The sequence below is a fragment of the Psychrosphaera sp. 1_MG-2023 genome (assembly GCF_030548245.1).
Taxonomy (GTDB): Bacteria; Pseudomonadota; Gammaproteobacteria; order Enterobacterales; family Alteromonadaceae; genus Psychrosphaera; species Psychrosphaera algicola.
The window spans coordinates 57,680-79,292 of record NZ_JAUORW010000018.1; the positions used below are offsets into that span (position 1 = coordinate 57,680).

Genomic DNA, 21,613 nt, shown 5'->3' on the forward strand with positions numbered 1-21,613 from the left:
TTTTAAAGGTATTGATTAAAAGGTATTGGTCAGGATAAAACGTGATAATGGCAAAATTGTGGCCGCTCACGAATGAACAGCCAGCGTACTAATATTAAATCTTCACCCGAGAGGGATCAGGTTTTACTTTTTATTCTGCAGTTAAATTAGACGTCGACAATAGCGAAATAAGGCCAACAAGTTGTTTCAAGTCAAACGACAATAATGCTAAAAATGCATGGGTTGCGATGAGCGTTTTGTTTATTGGCGCATTGTATTGAAATTGCATTTCTAATAGTTGGGCCATAGCCATGTCATACCCTTTGGTTTTAAACGTTTTTAATATGGTAACGCTATTTTCTTCAGCGGTTTTTGCGCGTGCTACCGGGGTATAACCTAAACTCACAATGATTTGTTCCGATAACTCCCAAACAGACCAAGGGTTTTGGCCGGTGATCAATTTTCCGTCGACCACGACATTATTTAAATACATAGGTCCAGCCTCGAACTTTGCACCCATATCTTCAAGTTTAGTCTGTAATAAATACGGAAAAATAGCCTCCGCTTCGGGAATGAATAACAACTCTTCTTCATTTGTGAAAGCGGCAACGTGTTTGTTTTCCAACAGATATAGGTCATTGTCTAACTTCACGTTGATTAAAGCTGCTGGTCCGTGACATACCGCCGATACAACCTTGTCTTCGATCCAAAACTGCCTAACTAAACGTTGAATATCTTGATTGTTTGGAAAGTCAAACATAGTGCCTTTCCCGCCAACAAAATAGACGGCTTGATAGTCTGCAGCGTCAACTTGGCTGACGCTCAGAGTATTTTTAACTTTTGCCATCGCGGCGGGGTCATTAAGAAACGCAAAATCAAACGCGCCCATATCGTCGTCATCTCTTACCATTGGCGGCTCACCTCCAAGCGGACTGGCGATATCTACCTCGAAGCCATTGACTTTAAAAACATAATAGGCGCGGGACAGCTCAGTAAGTTCATATCCAGCTTGTTTTTGTTGCGGGCCCATAGTTTTAGTGTTTGTAACTATGGCCAGTATTTTACCCCGTTGCGTCGGCAGGGATTGTTGTATATAGGCCAAGTCATGGGCTTGCTGGTTGCTATAATCAACCGATAGTTCATCGGAAAACATGCGTACAAACCAATAACCTAAAACGGCCAATATGGATATAAATGTCACTACGGATAAGATGAATTTTTTTAACATTGCACTCGCTTCCTACTTATTAAGTTGTTAAACAAGATAAGTGAAGGGAGGTAAAGCAAAGGTAAACTAGCGTATAAACTTGTAATAAATTGCTTTTTTATTGGACTAAAATGGGGTCTAAATCGATTTCTACTATATAACTTTCTCCCAGATCCTTTTTGGTATAGGTCAAATGTTGTGAATCTAATAACTTCTCGATTAAATGGGTACCATGGCCAAAGTTGTGTGTAACACGTTTTCTTTGTTTCAGATCTATACATTGATTGGTTATTGTTAGTTTATTATCTGCAAAACTAAGCTCTATTGTTTGCTCTTTATTACCGTGAAATATTGCGTTTTCGATGACGTTTCTAAATAGCAAGGTTAACAACTGCTGGTTTGCTAACACGTAAATATGATTGTCTACATTGAGTTCGATTTCATTTTGGTTTGTTATTAAATTGTCGTGCTGAGAAATCACAACCTGCTCGATTACAGAGATTAAAGTAACCCTTTGCTGACTTAAATTTTCCTGACGAGCAATGGCCAAAAGTGTAGAAATGATATTATTCATTTCGTTAATGGCTTGCGTAAAGTGATTGTACCCAGGATGAGTTGGGTCTAATCCGACTGCATAATTGTTGATGTAAGTGAGCGGCGTACGTAATTCGTGGCTGATGTCTGAGGTGAAATTCCGCTCACGTTTTAGGGCAAATACGATTTGGTTCATGGTGACATTCAATTTATTGGCTAAGAAGCCAACCTCGTCTTTTCTATCGAGTAGACGATTTGAAATGTCACTATCTTGGGTAAAATTATCAACTTCATTCGTTAACAATTTGATTGGAGAGGCAATGTATTTTGCGGTGATTAACGCTAAGAAGGTCGCTATAATTAGCATAAATAAAGTCACGGCAACAAAGAAGTAAGTGAGCTCCTTTGCCAAAGTGGTCACAACTAATAGGTTGGATACTTCTGCGACTAAAATACCAAATCGATTATTGCCATGATAAATGTGTTTTAAATGGTAGTGAACACTGTTATCGATGAAAAACTCGGTTTCCGCGGGGTGTTGTTGCAATTCTTTTCTTAGTTGAGTTGGTAATTCAGATTCGTTTTTATAGTATTTGATATAGGCTGGCAGGGCGTAATTTTTGGGTGTTTCGGATGTGATGTTGGCAGCTTCTAGCGTTAACATTCTGTTTAACAACGAATCTTCAGTTACATAAGCCACTAAAAATATAACCGCGGTATAAACCAGACTAAACACAAAAGTCATAGTAAATAAGATGAAAAAGAGCTTTTTGGTAATATTATTAAACATCGGTCATTTCCAGTCGATATCCGACACCACTTAAGGTTGATATTTTAAGATTAGGATAAGGTTTTAATTGTTGCCTTAAGCTATAGACATGTACTTTTAACGCGTTGGTTTCGGGTGGTTCATCAGCCCAAATATCAAAAATGAGTTCAGACCGAGTTATGGCATTGGGGTAGCTTTTTATAAGTTTTTGTAATATTTGAAACCCAACTTTAGTTAAAGGGATTTCATTATTGTTAATTCTGACGGTTTTATCTCGCTGGCTTAGTTCCATATTACCTAACTGAATGGCATTGCTTTCATGGAGTTCATGTCGCCGAGCAAGCGCTTTACATCGCATCGCTACTTCTCTTAAATCATACGGCTTTGTTAAGTAATCATCTGCGCCGGTATCAAATCCAGTTTCTAAGTCTTCAAACGAATCCCGGGCGGTTAACATTAAGACCGGTGTATTGCGAATATTGTTTGTTTTAATGTGTTGGCAAACCTGTGTGCCATCGATGTCGGGTAAACTTAAATCAAGGATCACGACGTCGTATATATTGTCATTCAGTAAATCTATCGCCATTTTGCCCTTAGCTGCAAAATCGACGGTCCAGGATAAATTTTCTAAAAACGCAATGAGTTGCTCCGCAAGTGAAATATTGTCCTCTACTACTAAAACAGTTATGGGATTGGCCAACATTGGAACGTTTCCTTTTTCAAATTGACGTTTAAATAATGCTCGCAACACTGTGTTTAAATCACAGTTTAGTCAATATTTAATAGCAGGGGGCGTCATTAAAATTAAACTTTTTTGTGTTGTTCGTTGGTACTATTAAACCAATTTTTAGAAATTAAACGTCCATTATCTGTATTTTAGACGACTAATTTTTTACATATTTTACTCTGCTCCTATACGCAAAGCAGGAGATGAACTATGTACTATGTAAATCAATTGGTGAAATTTATATTTTTAATACTGGCCGTGAGTATCATACTTGCCGCGGCACTATACGGTGCTTTTTATTCAACAGGAGCTAGGCTCGATTGGGATAAAACACAGCCAGATTTACTGATCACTAATATCACAATTATCACCGCTGATTTGAATCAACCCGAAATATCAAACCAAAATGTCCTTATTCAAAATGGCAAGATAACAAAAATTTCGTCAGATTTAGATCATTTTAAGTCGCAACTTGGTGAAGTGAAATTTATTGATGGTAACGGCAAGTTTTTAATGTCGGGGATCATTGATGCCCACGCTCATATTGAAGACAGCGCCTATTTAACCTTGGGCCTGTCTAAAGGCGTGACCTTAATTAAAGGTATGCGTGGCAATCAAAGACAACTGGCATGGCGTAACGAAATTAATAAAAGACAATGGTACGGCAGTCGGTTTTTGGTGTCATCTCCAATCTTAGATGGCGTACCTGGCGATCCATTTCATCATTATGTCGATACGCCCCAAAAAGCAAAACAAGCCGTTACGAAATACAGAAATCAAGGTTATGACTATATAAAAATTTATGGCGACTTTGATCCAGATGTATATATGGCGATTGTTGAACAAGCCAAAAAATTAAATATTGAAGTTTCAAAACATGGTCCAGTGCCTGTCGACGGGTTAGGTTTTAGATCATTACGGACGTTGTCGAGCATGGAGCATATTGAAGATATTTTTGCCCATGGAATGCATTATAAATACGACCAAGAGGAGTTGGAACGTCTTGCGCTGCATTATTTGCAATTGCAAGTTCCTATCGTCACTACCTTAGCTGTCTATGAAGAATTGACACTACTGAGCAGTCAAGGGCAGGCCTATTTAGATAAGCAAGCTTTAGAATATATGAATCCGGCGCATTTGTATTTAGCAAAGGCGTTTGGTGTAAACCGCTGGTTGGACTCAAGTCCTAAACTTGCTAACCGTAATAAAGAAACATTGGCAAGGTTATTGGACATAACTAAGTTTTTACATGACGCCAGAGTTAAGTTATTGGTTGGCTCGGACTCCGGAGCATTAATTGGGCAAGCGGGCATCGCAACGATTAGAGAGATTGAGCTGCTGGTGGCCGCCGGTATTTCTCGGCACTCGGCGTTGATCGCCACTACTTATGATAATGCCGTAGCATTAGGGATAGATCAGAAGTATGGGTCGGTTGAAGAGGGTAAAATTGCTGATTTACTGCTATTGCCAAGTAACCCCCTGAAAGATTTGTCGGCTTTACATCAGATTGAAAGTGTAATTTTTGATGGCCAGTTACTTGACCAAAATAAATTAGAAGCCTTAAAAACCAATGCTTTAGAAGTTCAAAATGGTTGGTTCACCTTTACCTCAATCATATTTGATGCGTTTAAGTTAATGCTTTAATCACAGGGTCGTGCGGCAAAATCACATCATGATGTGATTACCGGAAACCCTCGATTAGGCAAAATGGCTGCAACTTAATTGAGGAGAAACAAAATGAAATTTACAAAATTAGTAACAGTAGCAAGTCTTTTGTTAACAACAATCAGTGCGCCTATTTTAGCAGATACCTGGGACACCACATTAAAGGTTGGGATCGGTTCTAAAGCTTTAGAAAGCGAGTGGGAACGGTTTGATGAGCACGATTCAGTTGGCTTTATGTTAGACCTAAAACACCAGGACTATCCAGTATCGATTGCTATTGATGCGTTTGGTACGGGCAAGGAAATAAAGGAAGATGGCGACAAAACTGGCGTATATTCAGCTGAACTCGACTTAGGTTTACGTTATACCTATGAAGATTTTGGCGCGGTTCAACCTTATTTAGGTGGTGGTGTTGCGCTAGGTTATGGCAACATCGAAGTTGAAGAAGGTAATCAAACCATTGAAGTAGAAGACCATGGCACGGGTTATTGGGTTGCTATTGGTGCTCAATTTGAGTTTTCTAACTCTGTCGTTGCGGGTATTGATGTACGCCAATCTAGTTATGATGTTGATTTAGATGGTGACGACTATGATGCTGGCGGCAAACAAGTAACCTTCTTTGTTGGTTATCAGTGGTAATGAGTAGACTATGAACTGGACGAAATTTGTGACTTTGTGACGTGTTAAAATGCCGATAAGTTAAGAAAACACAATATTTGATCAGTAAATTAAAACCACCAAAAGCATAGATGTTTTTGGTGGTTTTTTATTTGTAATTTTAAAACTCACAGCTTTGGTGTTTCGGGCCCAAGGCCTGATGAGTTGATTAGGGAATTAGGTGCCGTTGACGATGTATAACAATAAACAGGTTACAATAGTAGGTGCTGGCTTAGCCGGCTTATGTTCGGCCTATTTTCTAATAAATAAAGGTTATCGAGTTTCGATAATTGAACAACAAAAATCAGTCGCACTTGGAGCCAGCTATGCTAATGGTGGATTATTAACGCCTTCAATGCCAGAACCATGGAATGCACCAGGCATATTCTCGCAATTGCTTAAATATCTTGGCAAAAATGATGCGCCGATGTTGTTAAAACCACGTTATTTGCATCAATACATAAGTTGGGGGGTGCGGTTTTTATCAAACTCTAACTTAAGCCAATACAAATTTGCGACTCTACACAATATGAAACTCGCCATGTTTAGTTTGGCTAAATTAGCAAAAATAAGCGAGCAGCTAGAGGGGACATTTGAATACAAATTAAACGGAACGATCAAAGTTTTCAGGTCAACTCAAGCTTTAGAACAAACCCTTAAGCGGACACGTTTTTTATCCGATAATGGGTTGGCGCACGAGGCATTAACCACGCCGCAACTTATAGAGTTAGAACCTGCATTAGAAGACGCCCAATCTCAATTGTGCGGTGGTATTTATTACCCTCAGGATGCAACGGGTAATGCTCGACAGTTTTGTCATGCATTAGCTAGATACATCACGCTCAATGGTGGTGAATTCCATTTTAATAGTGATGTACATAGGCTAAAGGTACATGGCGGTAAAATATATGGGGTTGTCACAAATAATCAAGAATTTGACTGCCAATCCTTAATTATCACCGCTGGTGCATGGAGTACAGAGTTGTTGAGTTCGCTCGGCATAAATATTCCGGTCAAACCTGTCAAAGGCTATTCGCTGTCGGTACCTGCAAAACAAAGTAAATATATGCCTCAACATGCCATTTTGGATGATGAAATGCACGCGGCAATTACGCCTTTAGGGAAGCAAATACGATTAGCGGGTACTGCAGAATTTAGTGGCTGGAATGCAAAAATAGATCCCAGTCGAATAGAAAACCTATGGCATTTTTTTCAATCACTAATGCCAAACCTATATGCTAATTCCAACCGTCATGAGTCTGAATCATGGTGTGGTTTCAGGCCGATGTCGGCAGATGGACTGCCATTTATTGGTGGAACCCATGTCAAAGGGCTTTATGTTAATACAGGGCATGGTCCTTTAGGTTGGACACAGGCAGCCGGTTCAGCATTTATATTAAGCCAACAAATTACAGGCGGTGTGGCAGGCATAGACGCTTCGCCTTACCAACTTAGAAACTAATTAGGAAAACAAATGAAACCACTATTTTTAGGCAAACCAATTGTGTTACCAAATGGGTTAACTGCGCCTTTATCTGCGGCGGTTAAATGCCAAGATACTATCTATCTGTCTGGGGCATTAGCATTTCAACCGGATGGTAGTTTATGTACAGCGGATATTACTAAACAAACCAGTATTGTATTGAGGAACATCGCAATGACGTTGCAAAGTGTTGAATTAAGTATTGAACATATTGTCAAGGTGAACGTTTGGCTAACAGACGTAGAAGATTATGCTTGTTTCAACACCGCTTATGCTGAGTTTTTTGGAGCGCATCGACCTGTGCGTTCTGTTGTTCGTTCTGACTTGATGTTAGCCGGAGCTAAAATAGAAATAGAGGCCACCGCCGTTATCTTTTAGCACTATGATTTCATTGTAGGCTAATTTCACCTGGGATCACGGTAAATCTTATTTAGAACAATCCGCATCACATATTATGGCGCATCATGAATTCATTTTGGTCTGTTACTGCTCCGTCTGTTGTCACCACATTATGCTCAAGCATAACCGGGATCATTTTAATAAACTTTGTCCAGGTGATCAGTAATGAAGCCGTTACTGTTGTCGCTGTCGGCCAGCGCATTAACTTAACACATTTGAGTTTTGTTATGGGGATAGGCGCCGCCTGCACCGCATTAGTTGGACTGTCTTGGGGACGTGGTGAGCGCGGTTCTGCCGTTAATGCCCTGCGTTCAAGTTTGCTGGTTGGTGGGGCAATTAGCTTGTTAATAGTATGTATAGTGATAGGCTTTAACCGGGAAATTATTGGTTTTTTTAATCTTTCTCCTAATATTGTTGCCGATGGTTATCATTATATCATTGGGTTGACTTTAATTTTCCCGGCGCAACTTGTCATCTATATTCTAGATTCGGCTAACCGAGCGGTTGGCGATGCATATACTCCCTTAAAAGTGAATTTAGCGGCTAATCTCATGACTATTGTATTCGCTTATTTATTGTGTTTTGGTCGGCTGGGTTTTTCTGAATTGGGATTGTTCGGGATTGTAGCTGGTTGGGGTCTTGCGGTTTGGTTGATGGCTGTCGTTTATAGCTATTGGTGGTTAAGTGATAAGTTGAGACTCCCTGTTAAAGCGACAGGCGTTGCTAATAAAACAAACTGGAACGACTTTTGGCATATATCGATGCCGGCATCGATTGAGCCGCTAATTTTACAAGTATCCATGGTGTTTTATACCGGTTTTATTGCCCAGTATGGTGTGAATGAGCTCACCGCATTTGGTATAGGAATTAATATATTCATTATATTTAGCGCTATCGGTACTGGATTTTCAATGTCTGGTTCAGCACTTGTGATGGCGGCACTCGGAGCAGGCTGCAAAGAGACCGTAATTAACAAAGCGTATTTAACCATTAGATCTGCAATATTTATGGTTACGATCAGTAGCGTTGGTTTAGCGTGGTTTTCAAATGAGATTGCCAATTTACTGGTTCTTGATGAGAACATCGTGGGTACTACAGCGGCATTTCTGGTTGTTTTAGCGATTGTTCAGCCCTTTGTTGTGTTGGACCAAATTTTGTCAGGAATTCTAAGAACAGCTGGTGACGGACATTTTACAATCAAAGCTATTTTGATTTCTAATTTTGGTGTTCGAATTCCGCTAGGGTATTTTGTTGTATTTAGCCATTGGCCAGTAGAATATTTGTTTTACGTACTCATTATTGATGTTGTTGTAAAGTTTAGTTTTATATTTCCTCGGTTTTATACATATGGCTGGATTTGTCTGCATATAAAGTAGAGGGAATGACTGGCTAGTTAAAAGCACGAATCGCTAGATAATGCCCGGACAAATGTAGTACGGGCATTGATTAAGACTTCACCAAAATTTGTAATTGACCACCATAAAAGCGCTTGTACTACTTGTGTTATCTACGATTGGTGAAGACGCTACGGTATCATCAAGTTTTGCATATCGAGCCGCGAGCATAAACTGCCATTGAGCGTTGAAGGAATACAGGGCTGATACGCCAAGTCCGATGTTAACGCCTGATGACGCTTCATAAGGCTCAAATGTGCTACTTTCACTTTGATCTATTCCAAAATAAAAGTCATTAACTTTTTGGCTTAACCAGGATGTTTCAATTAATGGGGTAATGGTTAATTCAGGACTTACTGTCATTGGATATGCGTATTGTGCAACAACTCTTTGGCCTGAACTTTGGCCCGAAATATCCTGCTCTAATGACGCTGAAAACGCCCCCCAAGTGCCATAAAAACTGACTTTGCTATTTACGTAAAGGCTAAATGAACGGTCATCGAGTTGTTGAATATAAACATCATTTGATTTTGATGCATCCAAGAAAAATTCGCCCGGTGAAATGCCAACTGAAACGGCGTAACTGGCTTCTTGTTTAATGTTATAACTAGCACCAAAGATACCGACTTGAAAATTGCCTTTAGCATAGTTCACGGTGGGGAAAAACATTTGTTGAGTACTGGTTTCTTGATAGGGCATTTCAAAGCCTGCGGCACCAACACCTATCGACAAACTATCGGCTGAGCTAGTAAAACTCATGCCTGACAAAAGGAGAGTCGCGGTTATCGAACTTAAAGTGCGGCGCTCATAACCGCGTTTACCTAATTTGTGCTTTTTAATCATATATCCTCCGAAGTTTTAAGTTGGATTAGTTTTAACTTTGCCTAGAAAGAGCGGCGGTGAAATGGTCTGGTATTGACGATTAAAATTCGACCAACATCTGGATTTTGGACGAACCATTACGTTTTCCTATGTTTAATGCGGATTCTTGAAGATTAAAAGGAGGACTAAAAATGGTTTACGCTACACACTCAATATTTCGACTCGCGGCCTTGTTATGTGCTTTGTGTTATATCGTGGGTATTATTTACATCGCTGTCATTGCCCCTAATTTTGCTGACTCGATAATGTCGCAGTTTCAACATCTAGTGAATTACCCATCAAGCATGATGGTGTGGTATGCCATTTTATACGTTGTATTTGGGTTGAGCTTGTTAATGCTAAACCACAGTGCGCGCTATGTTTTACCGCGGGAAAAAGCCAATGCATTGTGGTCTTTCTCTTTTATGCTGGGTGATATTTGGTCCGGTTTTGTATTAGCCACTGGATTTATCATGATTTCAACCATAGGTTTTTTCCAACACCATGGTGAGTTGCAGGGATCTTTTCAGGTAATTTGGCAAACGGTTTATATCTTAGTGCAATCTATTGGTGGTGGAATCGAACTGCTAGGCGGTATGTGGATGATGGCCATTAGTATGATATGTCGACAGAACCAATTGATTAACAAATTGACACTTTATATTGGCATTATGATTGGCTTGGCTGGGGTGCTGACGATATTCCCAGCTCTAGAACAACTGACTTTAGTTTTTGGCTTAGGGCAAATACTTTGGTTCTTCTGTTTAGCTGGTGGTGAAATGGCAACGAAAAAATAGATTGTTATATGAATACAAAGCCTTTTTAGTAAGCGAATAAGGTGGATACGGCTAATATTTAATTATTGCTGTTTCGCAATGTATATACGAAGGTGATGATTGGTTACGCAACAGTGACTACAGGCTAATCTTTACCTAGTTGTAAATGGCAGACTCAAATGGAAGTTAAGCAAATTGAATATTTTAAAATAATAAATTCTATTTTTGGGAATACCAACATGAAACGTCAAATATCAAACTTAGCCACAAAAAATCGCTGGATTCTGTCAGCCTCGTCTATTTCTGTAATGTTAGCATTAAGCTCTCATTCATTTGCTGCTGATTCCGCATTAGATCAGGATAATGTGAAACAAGAAGAATCGTTTGAAGTCATTACTGTAACAGCCACTAAACGAGAAAAGTCGCAACAGGATATTGCTGCAAGTATTTCCACTTACAGTACATCAGATATCGAAACACTTGGTATCGATGATTTAGAAGGTATCGCGAGGTCGATGCCTGGGGTTACTTTAAATCAACCTATTAAGAACCGATCAGCCTTCAATATCCGCGGTATCGCAACATCGACAAGTGGTGGCAATACGCAGGATCCAGTTTCGGTTTACATCAATGATATGCCTGTCACGGATACTTTTGGCGCTTCAGTACAACCGGATTTACGCCTTTATGATGTAGAACGAGTTGAAGTGTTACGTGGGCCACAGGGGACATTATTTGGATCGGGATCTTTGGGCGGGACGATACGAGTGATCACCCGAAAAGCCGAGTTAGATGAGTTTGAATCATCTGCACGGATTGATTTTGCCAATACCAAAGATGCCGGGTTACGCCAGCGATACGACGGAATGATCAATTTTCCTGTTGTCGAAGAAACGCTTGCGGTTCGTGCGGTGGGTTACTATCGTGATGAGGCTGGTTGGGTTGAAAATATTGCATTGGATACCGACAACTCGGTAGTTGAAAAGGGTGGGCGAGTATCGGCTCGTTGGCAAGCCGCTGATAATTTGGACGCGACTTTCGAAGTGTTATATCAAAGTAGCAAACCTGAAGACAGTGATGCCTGGGCACCTGATTTAGGAAAGTTTAAAAAATCTTCAGCACAATCTGAAGGGCGTCCTTCAACATTAACCAGCTATAACGCAACCATTAACTATAACGTGATGGATTTTGCTACTCTAGTATCATCAACTTCTTATACCTCGTCAGAAACCGCGGTTCGAATTGATTATGGCGACATAACGGGACTTGGATTTCCACTATTAGCGAATAATGAGCCATGGGAAGTAGAATTTGTTTCGCAGGAATTGCGCCTTGTCTCTAACGCCGAGTCGAAGTTAGAGTGGATAGGTGGTTTGTTTTATATTAACCGTGAATCCAATGCTGATTTTCAATTTACTTTACCAGGGTTCGCTGATTACATTAATACTAATGTTGCTGCGGGGTTGATGGAAGATGACATATTTCTTAAAACAAATACAAAAACAGAGTCGGAAGAGTTAGCGGCTTTTGGTGAACTAAGTTATCAGTTTACCGATGAATGGGTTGGAACAATAGGTGCTAGGGTTTCAAATGTAAAAGTGAGCATTAAAGAGCCAGAACGGCAAGTGCTCAATTTTGCTACCTTTGCTAAAGAATCTGTTGAATTTTTCAATCAAGGAGAAGATAACGGCACAACTACGTGGCGCGCATCCTTGTCATATCAACCGTCCGACAATTGGCACCTTTACAGCAGTGTCGCAACGGGTTATCGAATTGGTCAAACTAACCCGTTCGTAGGAAAGAGCCCTGTAGATCCTGACGATCCTCTTGATATACCTAATTTGTATGGCCCCGATAAAACGTTAAATTATGAATTTGGTGTTAAATCTTTCCTTTTCGACCGACAAGTTAGACTAAATGCTGCGCTGTTTTATATTGAGTGGAGTGACATTCAAATAGATGCCATTCGTTTGTCTGATGTTGCCAATTATATTGCCAATGCGGGAGAAGCTGTTTCTCAAGGTGCCGAATTAGAACTAGAGCTCAGAGTTGTAGACGATTTAAAACTCAATCTGGCTGTGACATTACAAGATTCTGAAATTACTGAAATCAATAGCGCAGATAGCATTCGTTCAGGTGTCGTAAAGGGGGATTCATTACCTGGCGCGGTGGATTACCAAGTTGCAGTGTCGGCGCAATATGATTGGGATGTTTACTCTAAATACGAAATGTTTGCGTATGTTGGTGCGCAATTTGTTGGTGATTCACTCAATGGCTTTTCTAATCAGGCCGGTGCGACAACAGCAAACCCATATTTAGCTGAAAATGACGCTTACGAAAATGTAGAAGCAAGTGTCGGTATTTTTGTTGATGAATGGGAAATCAATGTTTACGCGGAAAACTTAACCAATAACGATGATTTTATTCTCAATAGTGGTGACTTATCTTCAAGTTATATCAATACCTTAAGGCCGCGAACAGTTGGCTTACGGTTACATTATAGGTTTTATTGAGGTTAGGAATCAGATGAGTTTAAAAAGCAATATCTTGATCCAAAAACTTATCGCGCCGATTGTTATCGGCGCAGCTAAGGTGGCCCCCCAATTGGTTTTCCCGGTTGTTAAACGACCTAGCCCGGTGGGGCCTTATCGAGTTGGGTTAAAGAATGTGCAGGTCAACCTGTCAGAACAGTCCTCAAATCAGTCAAATCAAACGCCTTTTTTACCATTAAAACTATGGTATCCAGCGGCGTCAGTTGACGGCCATTTTCGAACGCCTCTGTTTAAATCTGCTGAATTGGCGGAGATCAAATCGGAGTTGGCAGCCGCGCTAGGTCTGCCGGAAAAACTGCTGCCACAAATGACCAACTCGACAACATGGTCTTACGAAAATACGCCATTGTTGAAATCGGCCCCTAAAACACGGCCAGTGGTGGTTTTTTCCCATGGGTTTGGGCAATTAAACAATAGCAATACCCAGTTATGTGAACATCTTGCGAGTTGTGGCTATATTGTTATTTCTGTCGCCCATGTTGGGCACTGCGGTGTTGCTAAGTTAAATAATGGCGAGGTAGTGACGATGGATCAAGCCGCTGCTCAATTGATGCAAACAGGCAAGTTATTTAACGCGGTTCTTCCACTGATTAACGCGCCATCCTTAGTTCAGCGAGAACAGTTTACTCGAATCTGGTCCAGTGTAGAGGAAGCTAAAGTATTAGAGGCACAGTGGGTAGATAATATAAAGGCTGCGTTAGATTTTGTTGAAAGTGGGGGGGCGGATGATGCACATTGCGCATTCAGCCAATTTGCCGATTTTAATCATATTGCCGCAGTTGGCATGTCATTTGGCGGTTCCGCAAGTGCGACTTTCGGGCATCAAGATGCGAGAGTTAAAGCTGTAGTAAACCTTGATGGTGGGCAGGTGGGGACTGAGTTGATGGATACAAACATTGCGACGCCACTGCTAATGTTACACTCTAACGCCATTAAATTAAAAAGTCCTGGTGGGTTTAACGACTTTCATTATGAAACCTATGACAACACTGGCAATAACCCAAATGTAATTCGAGCTGTTATTAATGGCGCTGCACATAATGACTTTTCTGATTGGGCACTATTACAAGGAAAAATACTGCGTTCTCTTTTTATGTTAGGCCCCCTAGAAGGTGAGAAAACAGTTCAAATTATTAATGAATTAACCTCAGCCTTTTTGGCGCAGCATTTACCGAGCGAAGCAATAAAGTCGCCAAAAAATCAGGTTTCAAGTTATCACTATCCTGAACTTGACTGGCTAGACGGTGCGCATATTCGCAATGCTGCAAGCGCAATAGACAGTAACAAAATTCGAAAGGGGAAACACAAAAATGTCCCTCACTAATTTGCTCATTGAGCATGTTCAATCTTATAAGCAATGTTTTGACGAACTGCAGTCATCTGCTGGTTTCGAGCACTTAATTTTATTTGGTGGCACGACCGAATACCCTTATAAAGATGATATCCCGTATTCGTTTAAAGCAAGTTCAGAGTTTAACTTGCTGTGTCCTATTTTAAATATTCCTGATTGTTGGATTGTGAATACAATTGGTAAAAAGCCAAAACTTCTTTTGTTTTTACAAAGTGATATTTGGACATCGAAGCAACAATTGCCCTCAGAAGACTGGTTAAATCAATTTGATGTAATTGAAATGTACCAGCGAGAAATGGCAAAACAGTTTTTTCCAAATACTGGTCGAGTCGCTTTTGTTGGACCTCAAGCCGACTTTTTTTGTCACTGGCCGTTGGGAGAACGCAATCCGTCGAGGTTAATTAATTCTATAGATTGGCAACGGGCAAATAAAACGCAATATGAACAAGAATGCATACGTCAGGCAAATCATACGTCCGTAGATGGACATGTGGCAGCGGAACAGGCATTTAATAGCGGCGCTAGCGAATTTGAAATCAATTTGGCATTTTGTCGCGGCTGTCAACAGTCTCAATTTGAATTAGCTTATCCAAGTGTGATTGCAACGAATGCCCATGCAGCCATTTTGCATTACGGAGAGTTTGAACGGCAAGTCACTCCCGGCAACCGCAGTTTATTAATAGATGCGGGGGCGACGCATCATGCGTATAAGGCTGATATTTCACGCACATATGCCGCTAAAAACAAAGTGCCTAGTGATGCTAAGCAACTTTCCATTGAACCATTTTCAGAGTTAATTACAGCCCTTGATGTAACCCAACAATCCATAGTTGATGAAGTGGCACACCATGCTAATTTTGAAAGCTTAAATCTTTCGGCGTTTACCCAAGTGGCGACATTGTTAGTTGATTTTGGTGTGATTAAATCTTCTGTTGAGTCGGTTTTAGCAAATGGGTTATTACGGTATTTTATGCCTCATTCCATTGGACATTTCATCGGATTACAAGTTCATGATGTCGGTGGTCGGTTTGCCAATAGCCAAGGTCAAATTTATATTAGTGAATCAAATGAGAATATCAAGATGGGTAGAGCAATAACCAATGATCAAGTGTTTACCATTGAGCCTGGTGTATATTTTATCGATTCACTGCTGAGTTCATTATTTGCCGGTCAACACAAACACGACATTGATTGGCGTTTAGTTAACGCACTTAAACCTTTTGGTGGCGTTCGTATTGAAGACAATATTTTAGTCGGTTCCAGTGGCGTAGAAAACTTCACTCGACAGGCTTTTAGCCAACATGCCACAAATCAATTACAGGACGTTTTATTATGACGACTATTAAACAACCACATACTGATACTGAAAGTGCTCAATTATCCTTTAGCCAAGGATATAAGCGTTATGCTTTGTTTCTTCTGGTGATGGTTTCGATATTTAATGCGATAGATAAAACCGTATTTTCGGCGTTGTTAGAACCGATCAAAGTCGAATTTATGTTAAGCGACCTGCAATTGGGAATTGTATCGGGACTGGCATTTTCATTGTTTTACGCGACGTTAGGGTTGCCTTTCGCTCGGTGGGCTGATCTAGGGAACCGACGTACGCTTTTAACTCTGACCGTCGGGTTTTGGAGTTTTATGACTGTACTTACGGGGTTAGCTCAAAATTACTGGCAAATGTTTTTAGCACGAGTTGGTGTGGGGATTGGAGAAGGCGGCGGTCACCCAGCGGCACTCTCTATGTTAAGCGACCTGTATAGCACCAAAAGTGGTGGCTTGGCTATTTCGTTATTTTTAATTGGCGGCACAATTGGCAGTGTTGTTGGTTTAGCTGGCGGTTCCTTTATTGCAGGCGAATGGGGCTGGCGCTATGCATTAGTCTTAATGGGTGCGCCTGGGATTTTGTTGGCGCTATTGATTCGATTAACAATGAAGGAACCAAGAAAAGTATGCCGTTTTCCTAATTTTTCAGAGGTACTGGGCAAGGGGTTTATGTCTGCTTCCAGAACTTTGTTCAGTAAAAATAGTTTCTTCTACTGTATCATTGGTTTCACCGTTTTTGCTGTATTTGGCCAAGGAAGCGGACAATGGACAATGAGTTATTTAATTAGACATTTTGAGTTGGACTTAGCGCAAGCTGGCGGCTCATTAGGTTTTGTTATGGGCGTAAGTGGGGTTTTAGGCATGTTGTTTGGCGGACTTATTTCTAACTTCATAGGTAAAGTAAATGTTAAGTGGTATATCTATTTTCCAATACTGGTCATTATACTCTTGATTCCCATAACCGTTGCCATTTACATCTCTAGTTCATTGTCGTTAGTTTACTGGATGCTAGGAGTTTCCGGTACCTTAGTTGGTCTAATGACGCCACCGATATTTGCCCTCGTATTTGGTATATCTGGGGTGACAAATAAAGCGCTAGGAATCGCAATTTTGGGTATGTTGGCAACATTGGTTGGTGGCGGCTTAGGCCCCATGATAATTGGTGGGATAAGCGATGTGTTAAGTAATTATTATGGCGATGACGCGTTACGACTGGCCCTGTTAACGAGCGTTTTATTTTTACCTTTATCCATATTGTTTTTCTATTTAGCGTCGAGAACTCTTGAACAAGAGTTTGAAAATTAAACATTCTCTTACTTTCCATACGATTAACTAGAATGAGGTAGCCTTCATTCTAGTACTTTTATTTAAAACACCTCTTTTACCAAATTAGTATTAAAAATAAACGTAGGAAAACAACCAAACGCACCTTCAAACCTAATTTTTAAGTCTTCCGTGATAATTCGTTAAGTCTTTGTGATGAAAGGTAGAACAGCCTTTTATTACTTGTGTAAAGCTAGATTCATACGATGTTCTCAAAGCAAATGTTATAGCTTTTGTTGGCACAACGACGTTGTTTATAGCCTTGCGGTGAGTCGTTTCGCTAATCTTAAAGATGGAGTGATCAGTACAGTATGAATATTTTTACTGCCTGTCTAAATACAGAATCCAATACCTTTTCTCCTCTACCGACGGGAATTGACGACTTTGTTTATCTTACAAATGATCAATTTCTGGCTGACCCATACATTGTTGATGGCAAAGGGCCTGTGTCTGTGTGGCGAAGCTTGTGTGAGGAGTATAACTATAAACATCATTTTGGTTTATTAGCGCTTGCTGAGCCGTCTGGTGTAATAGTTCGTTCAGTTTATGAGTCGATGCGCGATGAGTTGCTATTTAGAATAGCAGAAACAAAAACGTTGGATATCATCCTGTTAGATCTACATGGTGCCATGGTCGCTGAAGGTTATCCAGATTGTGAAGGCGACCTATTAAGTAAAATTAGGGTACTGGTAGGAGACAAAGTTGTTATCGCGATTGAGTTGGATTTGCATGGGCATATTAGCCAAAGCATGTTGGATCATGCTGATATTATTGTTGGTTTAAAAGAGTACCCCCATACCGATATTAACGAACGTGCAGAAGAAGTTTTCCATCTCGCAGTTAAGGCCAAGCGACGGTTGATTAAACCAACGATGGCAATATTCGATTGCAAAATGATTGGTATCTTCCCGACAACTTCGGATTGTATGCGTTTATTTGTATCACAAATGTATGCCGAGGAGGCGACTGAACTCGTCTTATCGATGACATTGATGCATGGTTTTCCATGGGGAGATACGCCAGATAGCGGCATCAAAATGTTAGTGATCACAAATAACGATTATCAACTAGCAGAGTCTATTGCCATGCAGTTTGGGATGAAATTTTTTGCATTAAGAGAGCAGGTTAAATTTGATTCTATCCCACTAAATGAGGCGCTGCTAAAGGCTACTAAGAGTGATAATTTTCCTGTGGTAGTCGCCGACCAATCCGACAACCCTGGCGGTGGTGCACCCTCTGATTCGACATTCGCTCTCAAATGGCTAATTGATCATAATATTCAGACTGCATTAATTGCTTTTATATATGACCCTGAAGTTATAAAGGTGGCCAAAATTGCCGGTGTTGGCAGTAAAATCCAAGTCCGAGTTGGTGGTAAAATGAGTGTGCATTCTGGCCAACCTGTTGATATCCTTGCTAAGGTTATTGGTATCGCTGAAAATTATATTCATACATTTCCGCAATTGGAAAATGAAGACTTTGTACAAAATATTGGTGACGTTGTGGTGTTAAGAGTCAATGGTATTGATTTAATCCTGTCGTCAAAAAGAAGCCAATGTTTCTCTCCCGATTTTCTAGATTACTTTGGATTAGTTGCAAGTAATTACAAAGTCATTATTCCAAAGTCTACTCAGCATTTTTATTCATCATTTTCAAAAATTAGTAACGAAATCATCTATATGAGTGCATTTGGAGCAATTACGCCAAATGTTAAATTAATTCCATACAAGGTGACCAATACTGAATTTAAATACCCATGGTGTCAAAACCCTCATATTGCTAACCAGGCAGACACTTTAACTAACCACCTTTAGGAACATAATAATGAGCCATACACTATTGGACAAATTAGATCTCGATACTTTATTAGAGCAACTGCGGATTAAGTACAACGTGGTTGGAGCAACAGTGGCAGTGATGCATCAGGATAAAGTTAAGACTGCATCTTCAGGCGTTTTAAACAAAAATACCCAAGTTGCGGCAACAGATGACTCGTTGTTTCAGATTGGTTCTATTTCTAAAGTGTTTACAACGACTGCGATGATGCAACTTGTCGACGAAGGGAAGGTGAATTTAGACGATTGTGTTATCGATTATTTACCTCGATTTAAGGTGGCTGACGCTGTTGCGACAAAAACAATTACGATTAGAAATTTATTGTGTCATACCAGTGGTATGGAAGGGGACTTTTTCCCTGAGGATGATCCGTTTCAACCCACTGTAGAGAAACTTATCGACCGCTGCTACCTATTGCCGCAATTGCACAATGTTGGCGAATATCTTTCATATTGCAATACCGGTTTTACTTTAGCTGGGCGGATCATTGAGGTTGTAACGGGTCAACCGTGGGCGAAAGTCATCGAAGATAAAATACTCAAACCTTTAGGACTAACCGAATCAACTTCTGAACCGACAGAAATGTTAAGGTTTCGTGGTGCTGTAGGTCATATTCCAAATGAGGAACTTGGTGGTGAATTACAAGTCGCGCCAAAATGTTACTTGCCTTTAAGTCATGCACCAGCGGGAACCGTGTTGTCTATGTCCGCAAGAGACCTGTTAACTTTTGCGAAGTTTCACTTAAATTCCGGTTTGAAGAAACAAGATATCGAAATACTATCGCCCGACTCGGTGGCGGAAATGCAACAAAAACAATATGTCTTGCCAAATATCGGCAGTGGGATAACCGAGTGGGGTCTAGGTTGGTATTTAGTAAACCGTCCCGAGCGAACGATGTTTGGACACACAGGCGCGACAATTGGGCAACTTGCGTATTTAGCGGTATACCCAGAACAAGGTTTGATTATGTCGTTACTTACCAATAGCCCTAGCGCGATGTTGTATATAGAGTTGGAGAATATTCTTTTAGACGCTTTGACAAATGAAAAACGAGAACCAGATTTAAGTCCTTCTAAAGGGAACGTTGACCTTTCACAATATGTTGGCAGTTATGCCAGTATTGGTAGTCAAATAGAAATCTATGAGCAAGAAAATAAATTGCTTTGTCAATTCCCTAATGTTTCCGGTGGGGTATTTGAACTTGAATTAAACCATGTGAAGGATAATGTGTTTGTTTGTTTTAGTGGTGAAAACGAGCCAGCTAGAAACATCATGTTCTTAATCGAGAAGCCGTCCAGTTATTTATTAACCGGTGGACGAATGTATAGAAAAATTTCATAAGTGTGTTAACTACTGGCTTTGACTGACAATGGATGTCGGTCTTCCTGTTTTTATAATCGAACTCTTTATCATTTTGCAAAGGCTGGTTATGACGGAAGTCTAACCTTTTTAGAGCGACAACAGTTGTGTCGCTTTATCAAACATCAAACATCAAACATCAAACATCAAACATCAAACATCAAACATCAAACATCAAACATCAAACATCAAACATCAAGCACACTCACATTAATAGAACTGGCTTTAATCACATCATCATGTGACTCATTTGTCAGCGGAACTCATTAACATTAACTGAGCGAATTAATTCAAGCTAGGAAAATGAGGAGAAGGGTATGCAAGTTCAACCAAACAAGTTGATTCGATTTATTGGTAAAAGCACGACAATTATGGGCGCGATATTAGCCATTTACCTCGCAATTGCTTTTTTGTTAATCGTGTTTGGTGCCGCAAATGAGTTCACTTTGAGCGCGCCACAAAAACTGCACAAAACATTACCAAAAGAGGGATCGCTGCTTGATAACGAATTTCCCAATGAAGCTGTGCTGCACTTGCCAGTCGGTAATGGAGATACATTATATTCCCGTTATATCCAACAAGATCCTGAGCAAATTATTGTCTTTTTACATGGTGTGGCAGCAACCTCAGAAACCTTAGTCGAATCCGCAAGAATGTTGGCTAAAGCAACAGGTGCCAGTGTAATAACACCAGATTTAAGGGGGCATGGAAAATCGCATGGGCGGCCCTTTGATTTGGATTATATAGGTCAATATGAAGATGATTTGTTGGCCATGTTATCTGCAATAAAAAGTAGGTTTAAAACCGACAAAATATATATAGCTGGTCACTCAATGGGCGGTGGCATTGCGTTAAGGTATGCCCTTAAAAAATCTAAAGTAATACCCGCTGGCTATATTTTATTTGCACCCAATATGGGGGAAGGACCAACAGAACGTAAAAGCTCAAATACCGAAAATAATGATCCAGAAAACGCACTGGTTGTTTTTGACCTTAAACGGTTCATTGGGCTCATCATGCTAAATACCATTGGCAGTCACAGTTTGGACCACAACGCGGTACTGACATTTAAATTCAGTTATCCGCCTATGATCTATTCATACCGTTCGATAATGTCGGCGCAACCGATCAGACCAAATACGTCGGATGTTGCATTGCAAGCCTTACAAGCGCCTTTGGTTGTGGTTGTTGGTGAAAATGATGAAGTGTTTAACGCCGCTAATTACCCTGAATTTGTAGCGGAAAACAGTCATGGTGAAACCTATTTAATTCCCGACGTGGACCACAATGGTGTTTACGAATCACCACAGGCATTTGACCTAATTGGCAAATGGTTTCAAAAAACCAAGCACTAAGCTGTAACCAGTTTTTTAATCGTGACGAGTTTTGCGACAAGCAAGGCAGTTGAGTTTATT

General features: G+C 40.3%; 17 protein-coding genes. 13 read left to right on the top strand and 4 right to left on the bottom strand.

The window, feature by feature from the left end; translation table 11 throughout:
- Positions 1 to 130: 130 nt before the first annotated feature.
- The 3 genes from Q4575_RS16095 to Q4575_RS16105 form a co-directional block, all read right to left on the bottom strand.
- On the bottom strand, positions 131 to 1,207 hold the full coding sequence (locus Q4575_RS16095; RefSeq protein WP_215963834.1) for a type 1 glutamine amidotransferase domain-containing protein: 1,077 nt from the start codon (positions 1,205 to 1,207) through the stop codon (positions 131 to 133).
- A gap of 97 nt (positions 1,208 to 1,304) precedes the next feature.
- Positions 1,305 to 2,510: a HAMP domain-containing sensor histidine kinase gene (locus tag Q4575_RS16100; RefSeq protein WP_215963833.1), complete on the bottom strand. Its 1,206-nt coding sequence runs from the start codon at positions 2,508 to 2,510 to the stop codon at positions 1,305 to 1,307.
- A complete protein-coding gene (locus tag Q4575_RS16105) occupies positions 2,503 to 3,192 on the bottom strand; it encodes a response regulator transcription factor (protein WP_252736671.1) in 690 nt (229 codons plus the stop codon). Before Q4575_RS16105 ends, Q4575_RS16100 begins: the two co-directional genes overlap by 8 nt.
- Before the next feature lie 234 nt (positions 3,193 to 3,426).
- On the opposite strand from Q4575_RS16105, the gene Q4575_RS16110 reads away from it, so the two are divergent.
- The 5 genes from Q4575_RS16110 (at position 3,427) to Q4575_RS16130 (ending at position 8,796) form a co-directional block, all read left to right on the top strand.
- Positions 3,427 to 4,860 carry an amidohydrolase family protein gene (locus Q4575_RS16110; RefSeq protein ID WP_303523507.1) on the top strand — a complete coding sequence of 478 codons (1,434 nt, stop codon included), beginning with the start codon at positions 3,427 to 3,429 and terminating at the stop codon, positions 4,858 to 4,860.
- Positions 4,861 to 4,953: 93 nt separating this feature from the next.
- Positions 4,954 to 5,520, top strand: a complete 567-nt coding sequence (locus Q4575_RS16115) for an outer membrane beta-barrel protein (protein ID WP_215963831.1) — start codon at positions 4,954 to 4,956, stop codon at positions 5,518 to 5,520.
- A gap of 211 nt (positions 5,521 to 5,731) precedes the next feature.
- Positions 5,732 to 7,000: a D-amino acid dehydrogenase gene (locus tag Q4575_RS16120; protein WP_215963830.1), complete on the top strand. Its 1,269-nt coding sequence runs from the start codon at positions 5,732 to 5,734 to the stop codon at positions 6,998 to 7,000.
- Between the two features lie 12 nt (positions 7,001 to 7,012).
- On the top strand, positions 7,013 to 7,399 hold the full coding sequence (locus Q4575_RS16125; protein WP_215963829.1) for a RidA family protein: 387 nt from the start codon (positions 7,013 to 7,015) through the stop codon (positions 7,397 to 7,399).
- 86 nt (positions 7,400 to 7,485) lie between these two features.
- Positions 7,486 to 8,796: an MATE family efflux transporter gene (locus Q4575_RS16130; RefSeq protein ID WP_303523508.1), complete on the top strand. Its 1,311-nt coding sequence runs from the start codon at positions 7,486 to 7,488 to the stop codon at positions 8,794 to 8,796.
- Positions 8,797 to 8,874: 78 nt separating this feature from the next.
- Here the strand turns inward: Q4575_RS16130 and Q4575_RS16135 are convergent, their stop codons facing one another.
- Positions 8,875 to 9,657 carry a MipA/OmpV family protein gene (locus tag Q4575_RS16135; protein ID WP_215963827.1) on the bottom strand — a complete coding sequence of 261 codons (783 nt, stop codon included), beginning with the start codon at positions 9,655 to 9,657 and terminating at the stop codon, positions 8,875 to 8,877.
- Positions 9,658 to 9,827: 170 nt separating this feature from the next.
- Between Q4575_RS16135 and Q4575_RS16140 the strand changes: the two genes are divergently transcribed.
- The 8 genes from Q4575_RS16140 (at position 9,828) to Q4575_RS16175 (ending at position 21,553) form a co-directional block, all read left to right on the top strand.
- The gene (locus Q4575_RS16140; protein WP_303523509.1) at positions 9,828 to 10,472 is read left to right on the top strand and encodes a hypothetical protein; all 645 of its coding nucleotides are present in this window, start codon (positions 9,828 to 9,830) and stop codon (positions 10,470 to 10,472) included.
- A gap of 218 nt (positions 10,473 to 10,690) precedes the next feature.
- A complete protein-coding gene (locus tag Q4575_RS16145) occupies positions 10,691 to 12,964 on the top strand; it encodes a TonB-dependent receptor (protein WP_303523510.1) in 2,274 nt (757 codons plus the stop codon).
- Positions 12,965 to 12,977: 13 nt separating this feature from the next.
- Positions 12,978 to 14,327 carry a hypothetical protein gene (locus tag Q4575_RS16150; RefSeq protein WP_215963824.1) on the top strand — a complete coding sequence of 450 codons (1,350 nt, stop codon included), beginning with the start codon at positions 12,978 to 12,980 and terminating at the stop codon, positions 14,325 to 14,327.
- A complete protein-coding gene (gene pepQ, locus Q4575_RS16155; RefSeq protein ID WP_303523511.1) occupies positions 14,314 to 15,690 on the top strand; it encodes a Xaa-Pro dipeptidase in 1,377 nt (458 codons plus the stop codon). The genes Q4575_RS16150 and pepQ overlap by 14 nt, the downstream gene beginning before the upstream one ends.
- Positions 15,687 to 16,985, top strand: a complete 1,299-nt coding sequence (locus Q4575_RS16160) for an MFS transporter (RefSeq protein WP_215963822.1) — start codon at positions 15,687 to 15,689, stop codon at positions 16,983 to 16,985. The genes pepQ and Q4575_RS16160 overlap by 4 nt, the downstream gene beginning before the upstream one ends.
- Positions 16,986 to 17,314: 329 nt before the next feature.
- Complete coding sequence (locus tag Q4575_RS16165; RefSeq protein WP_303523512.1) at positions 17,315 to 18,817, top strand: M81 family metallopeptidase; 1,503 nt, start codon at positions 17,315 to 17,317, stop codon at positions 18,815 to 18,817.
- A 10-nt stretch (positions 18,818 to 18,827) separates the two neighbouring features.
- The gene (locus Q4575_RS16170; RefSeq protein ID WP_303523513.1) at positions 18,828 to 20,180 is read left to right on the top strand and encodes a serine hydrolase; all 1,353 of its coding nucleotides are present in this window, start codon (positions 18,828 to 18,830) and stop codon (positions 20,178 to 20,180) included.
- A gap of 335 nt (positions 20,181 to 20,515) precedes the next feature.
- Entirely contained in the window at positions 20,516 to 21,553 is a 1,038-nt protein-coding gene (locus Q4575_RS16175) for an alpha/beta hydrolase (protein WP_303523514.1), read from the top strand.
- The last annotated feature ends 60 nt before the right edge of the window (positions 21,554 to 21,613 follow it).

Coding starts and splice junctions, on each gene's coding strand:
- Q4575_RS16140 (WP_303523509.1), top strand. CDS start 9,828: ATGGTTTACGCTACACACTCAATATTTCGACTCGCGGCCTTGTTATGT.
- Q4575_RS16165 (WP_303523512.1), top strand. CDS start 17,315: ATGAATATTTTTACTGCCTGTCTAAATACAGAATCCAATACCTTTTCT.
- Q4575_RS16160 (WP_215963822.1), top strand. CDS start 15,687: ATGACGACTATTAAACAACCACATACTGATACTGAAAGTGCTCAATTA.
- Q4575_RS16110 (WP_303523507.1), top strand. CDS start 3,427: ATGTACTATGTAAATCAATTGGTGAAATTTATATTTTTAATACTGGCC.
- Q4575_RS16150 (WP_215963824.1), top strand. CDS start 12,978: ATGAGTTTAAAAAGCAATATCTTGATCCAAAAACTTATCGCGCCGATT.
- Q4575_RS16170 (WP_303523513.1), top strand. CDS start 18,828: ATGAGCCATACACTATTGGACAAATTAGATCTCGATACTTTATTAGAG.
- Q4575_RS16115 (WP_215963831.1), top strand. CDS start 4,954: ATGAAATTTACAAAATTAGTAACAGTAGCAAGTCTTTTGTTAACAACA.
- Q4575_RS16120 (WP_215963830.1), top strand. CDS start 5,732: ATGTATAACAATAAACAGGTTACAATAGTAGGTGCTGGCTTAGCCGGC.
- Q4575_RS16100 (WP_215963833.1), bottom strand. CDS start 2,510: ATGTTTAATAATATTACCAAAAAGCTCTTTTTCATCTTATTTACTATG.
- Q4575_RS16175 (WP_303523514.1), top strand. CDS start 20,516: ATGCAAGTTCAACCAAACAAGTTGATTCGATTTATTGGTAAAAGCACG.
- Q4575_RS16125 (WP_215963829.1), top strand. CDS start 7,013: ATGAAACCACTATTTTTAGGCAAACCAATTGTGTTACCAAATGGGTTA.
- Q4575_RS16135 (WP_215963827.1), bottom strand. CDS start 9,657: ATGATTAAAAAGCACAAATTAGGTAAACGCGGTTATGAGCGCCGCACT.
- pepQ (WP_303523511.1), top strand. CDS start 14,314: ATGTCCCTCACTAATTTGCTCATTGAGCATGTTCAATCTTATAAGCAA.
- Q4575_RS16145 (WP_303523510.1), top strand. CDS start 10,691: ATGAAACGTCAAATATCAAACTTAGCCACAAAAAATCGCTGGATTCTG.
- Q4575_RS16105 (WP_252736671.1), bottom strand. CDS start 3,192: ATGTTGGCCAATCCCATAACTGTTTTAGTAGTAGAGGACAATATTTCA.
- Q4575_RS16130 (WP_303523508.1), top strand. CDS start 7,486: ATGAATTCATTTTGGTCTGTTACTGCTCCGTCTGTTGTCACCACATTA.
- Q4575_RS16095 (WP_215963834.1), bottom strand. CDS start 1,207: ATGTTAAAAAAATTCATCTTATCCGTAGTGACATTTATATCCATATTG.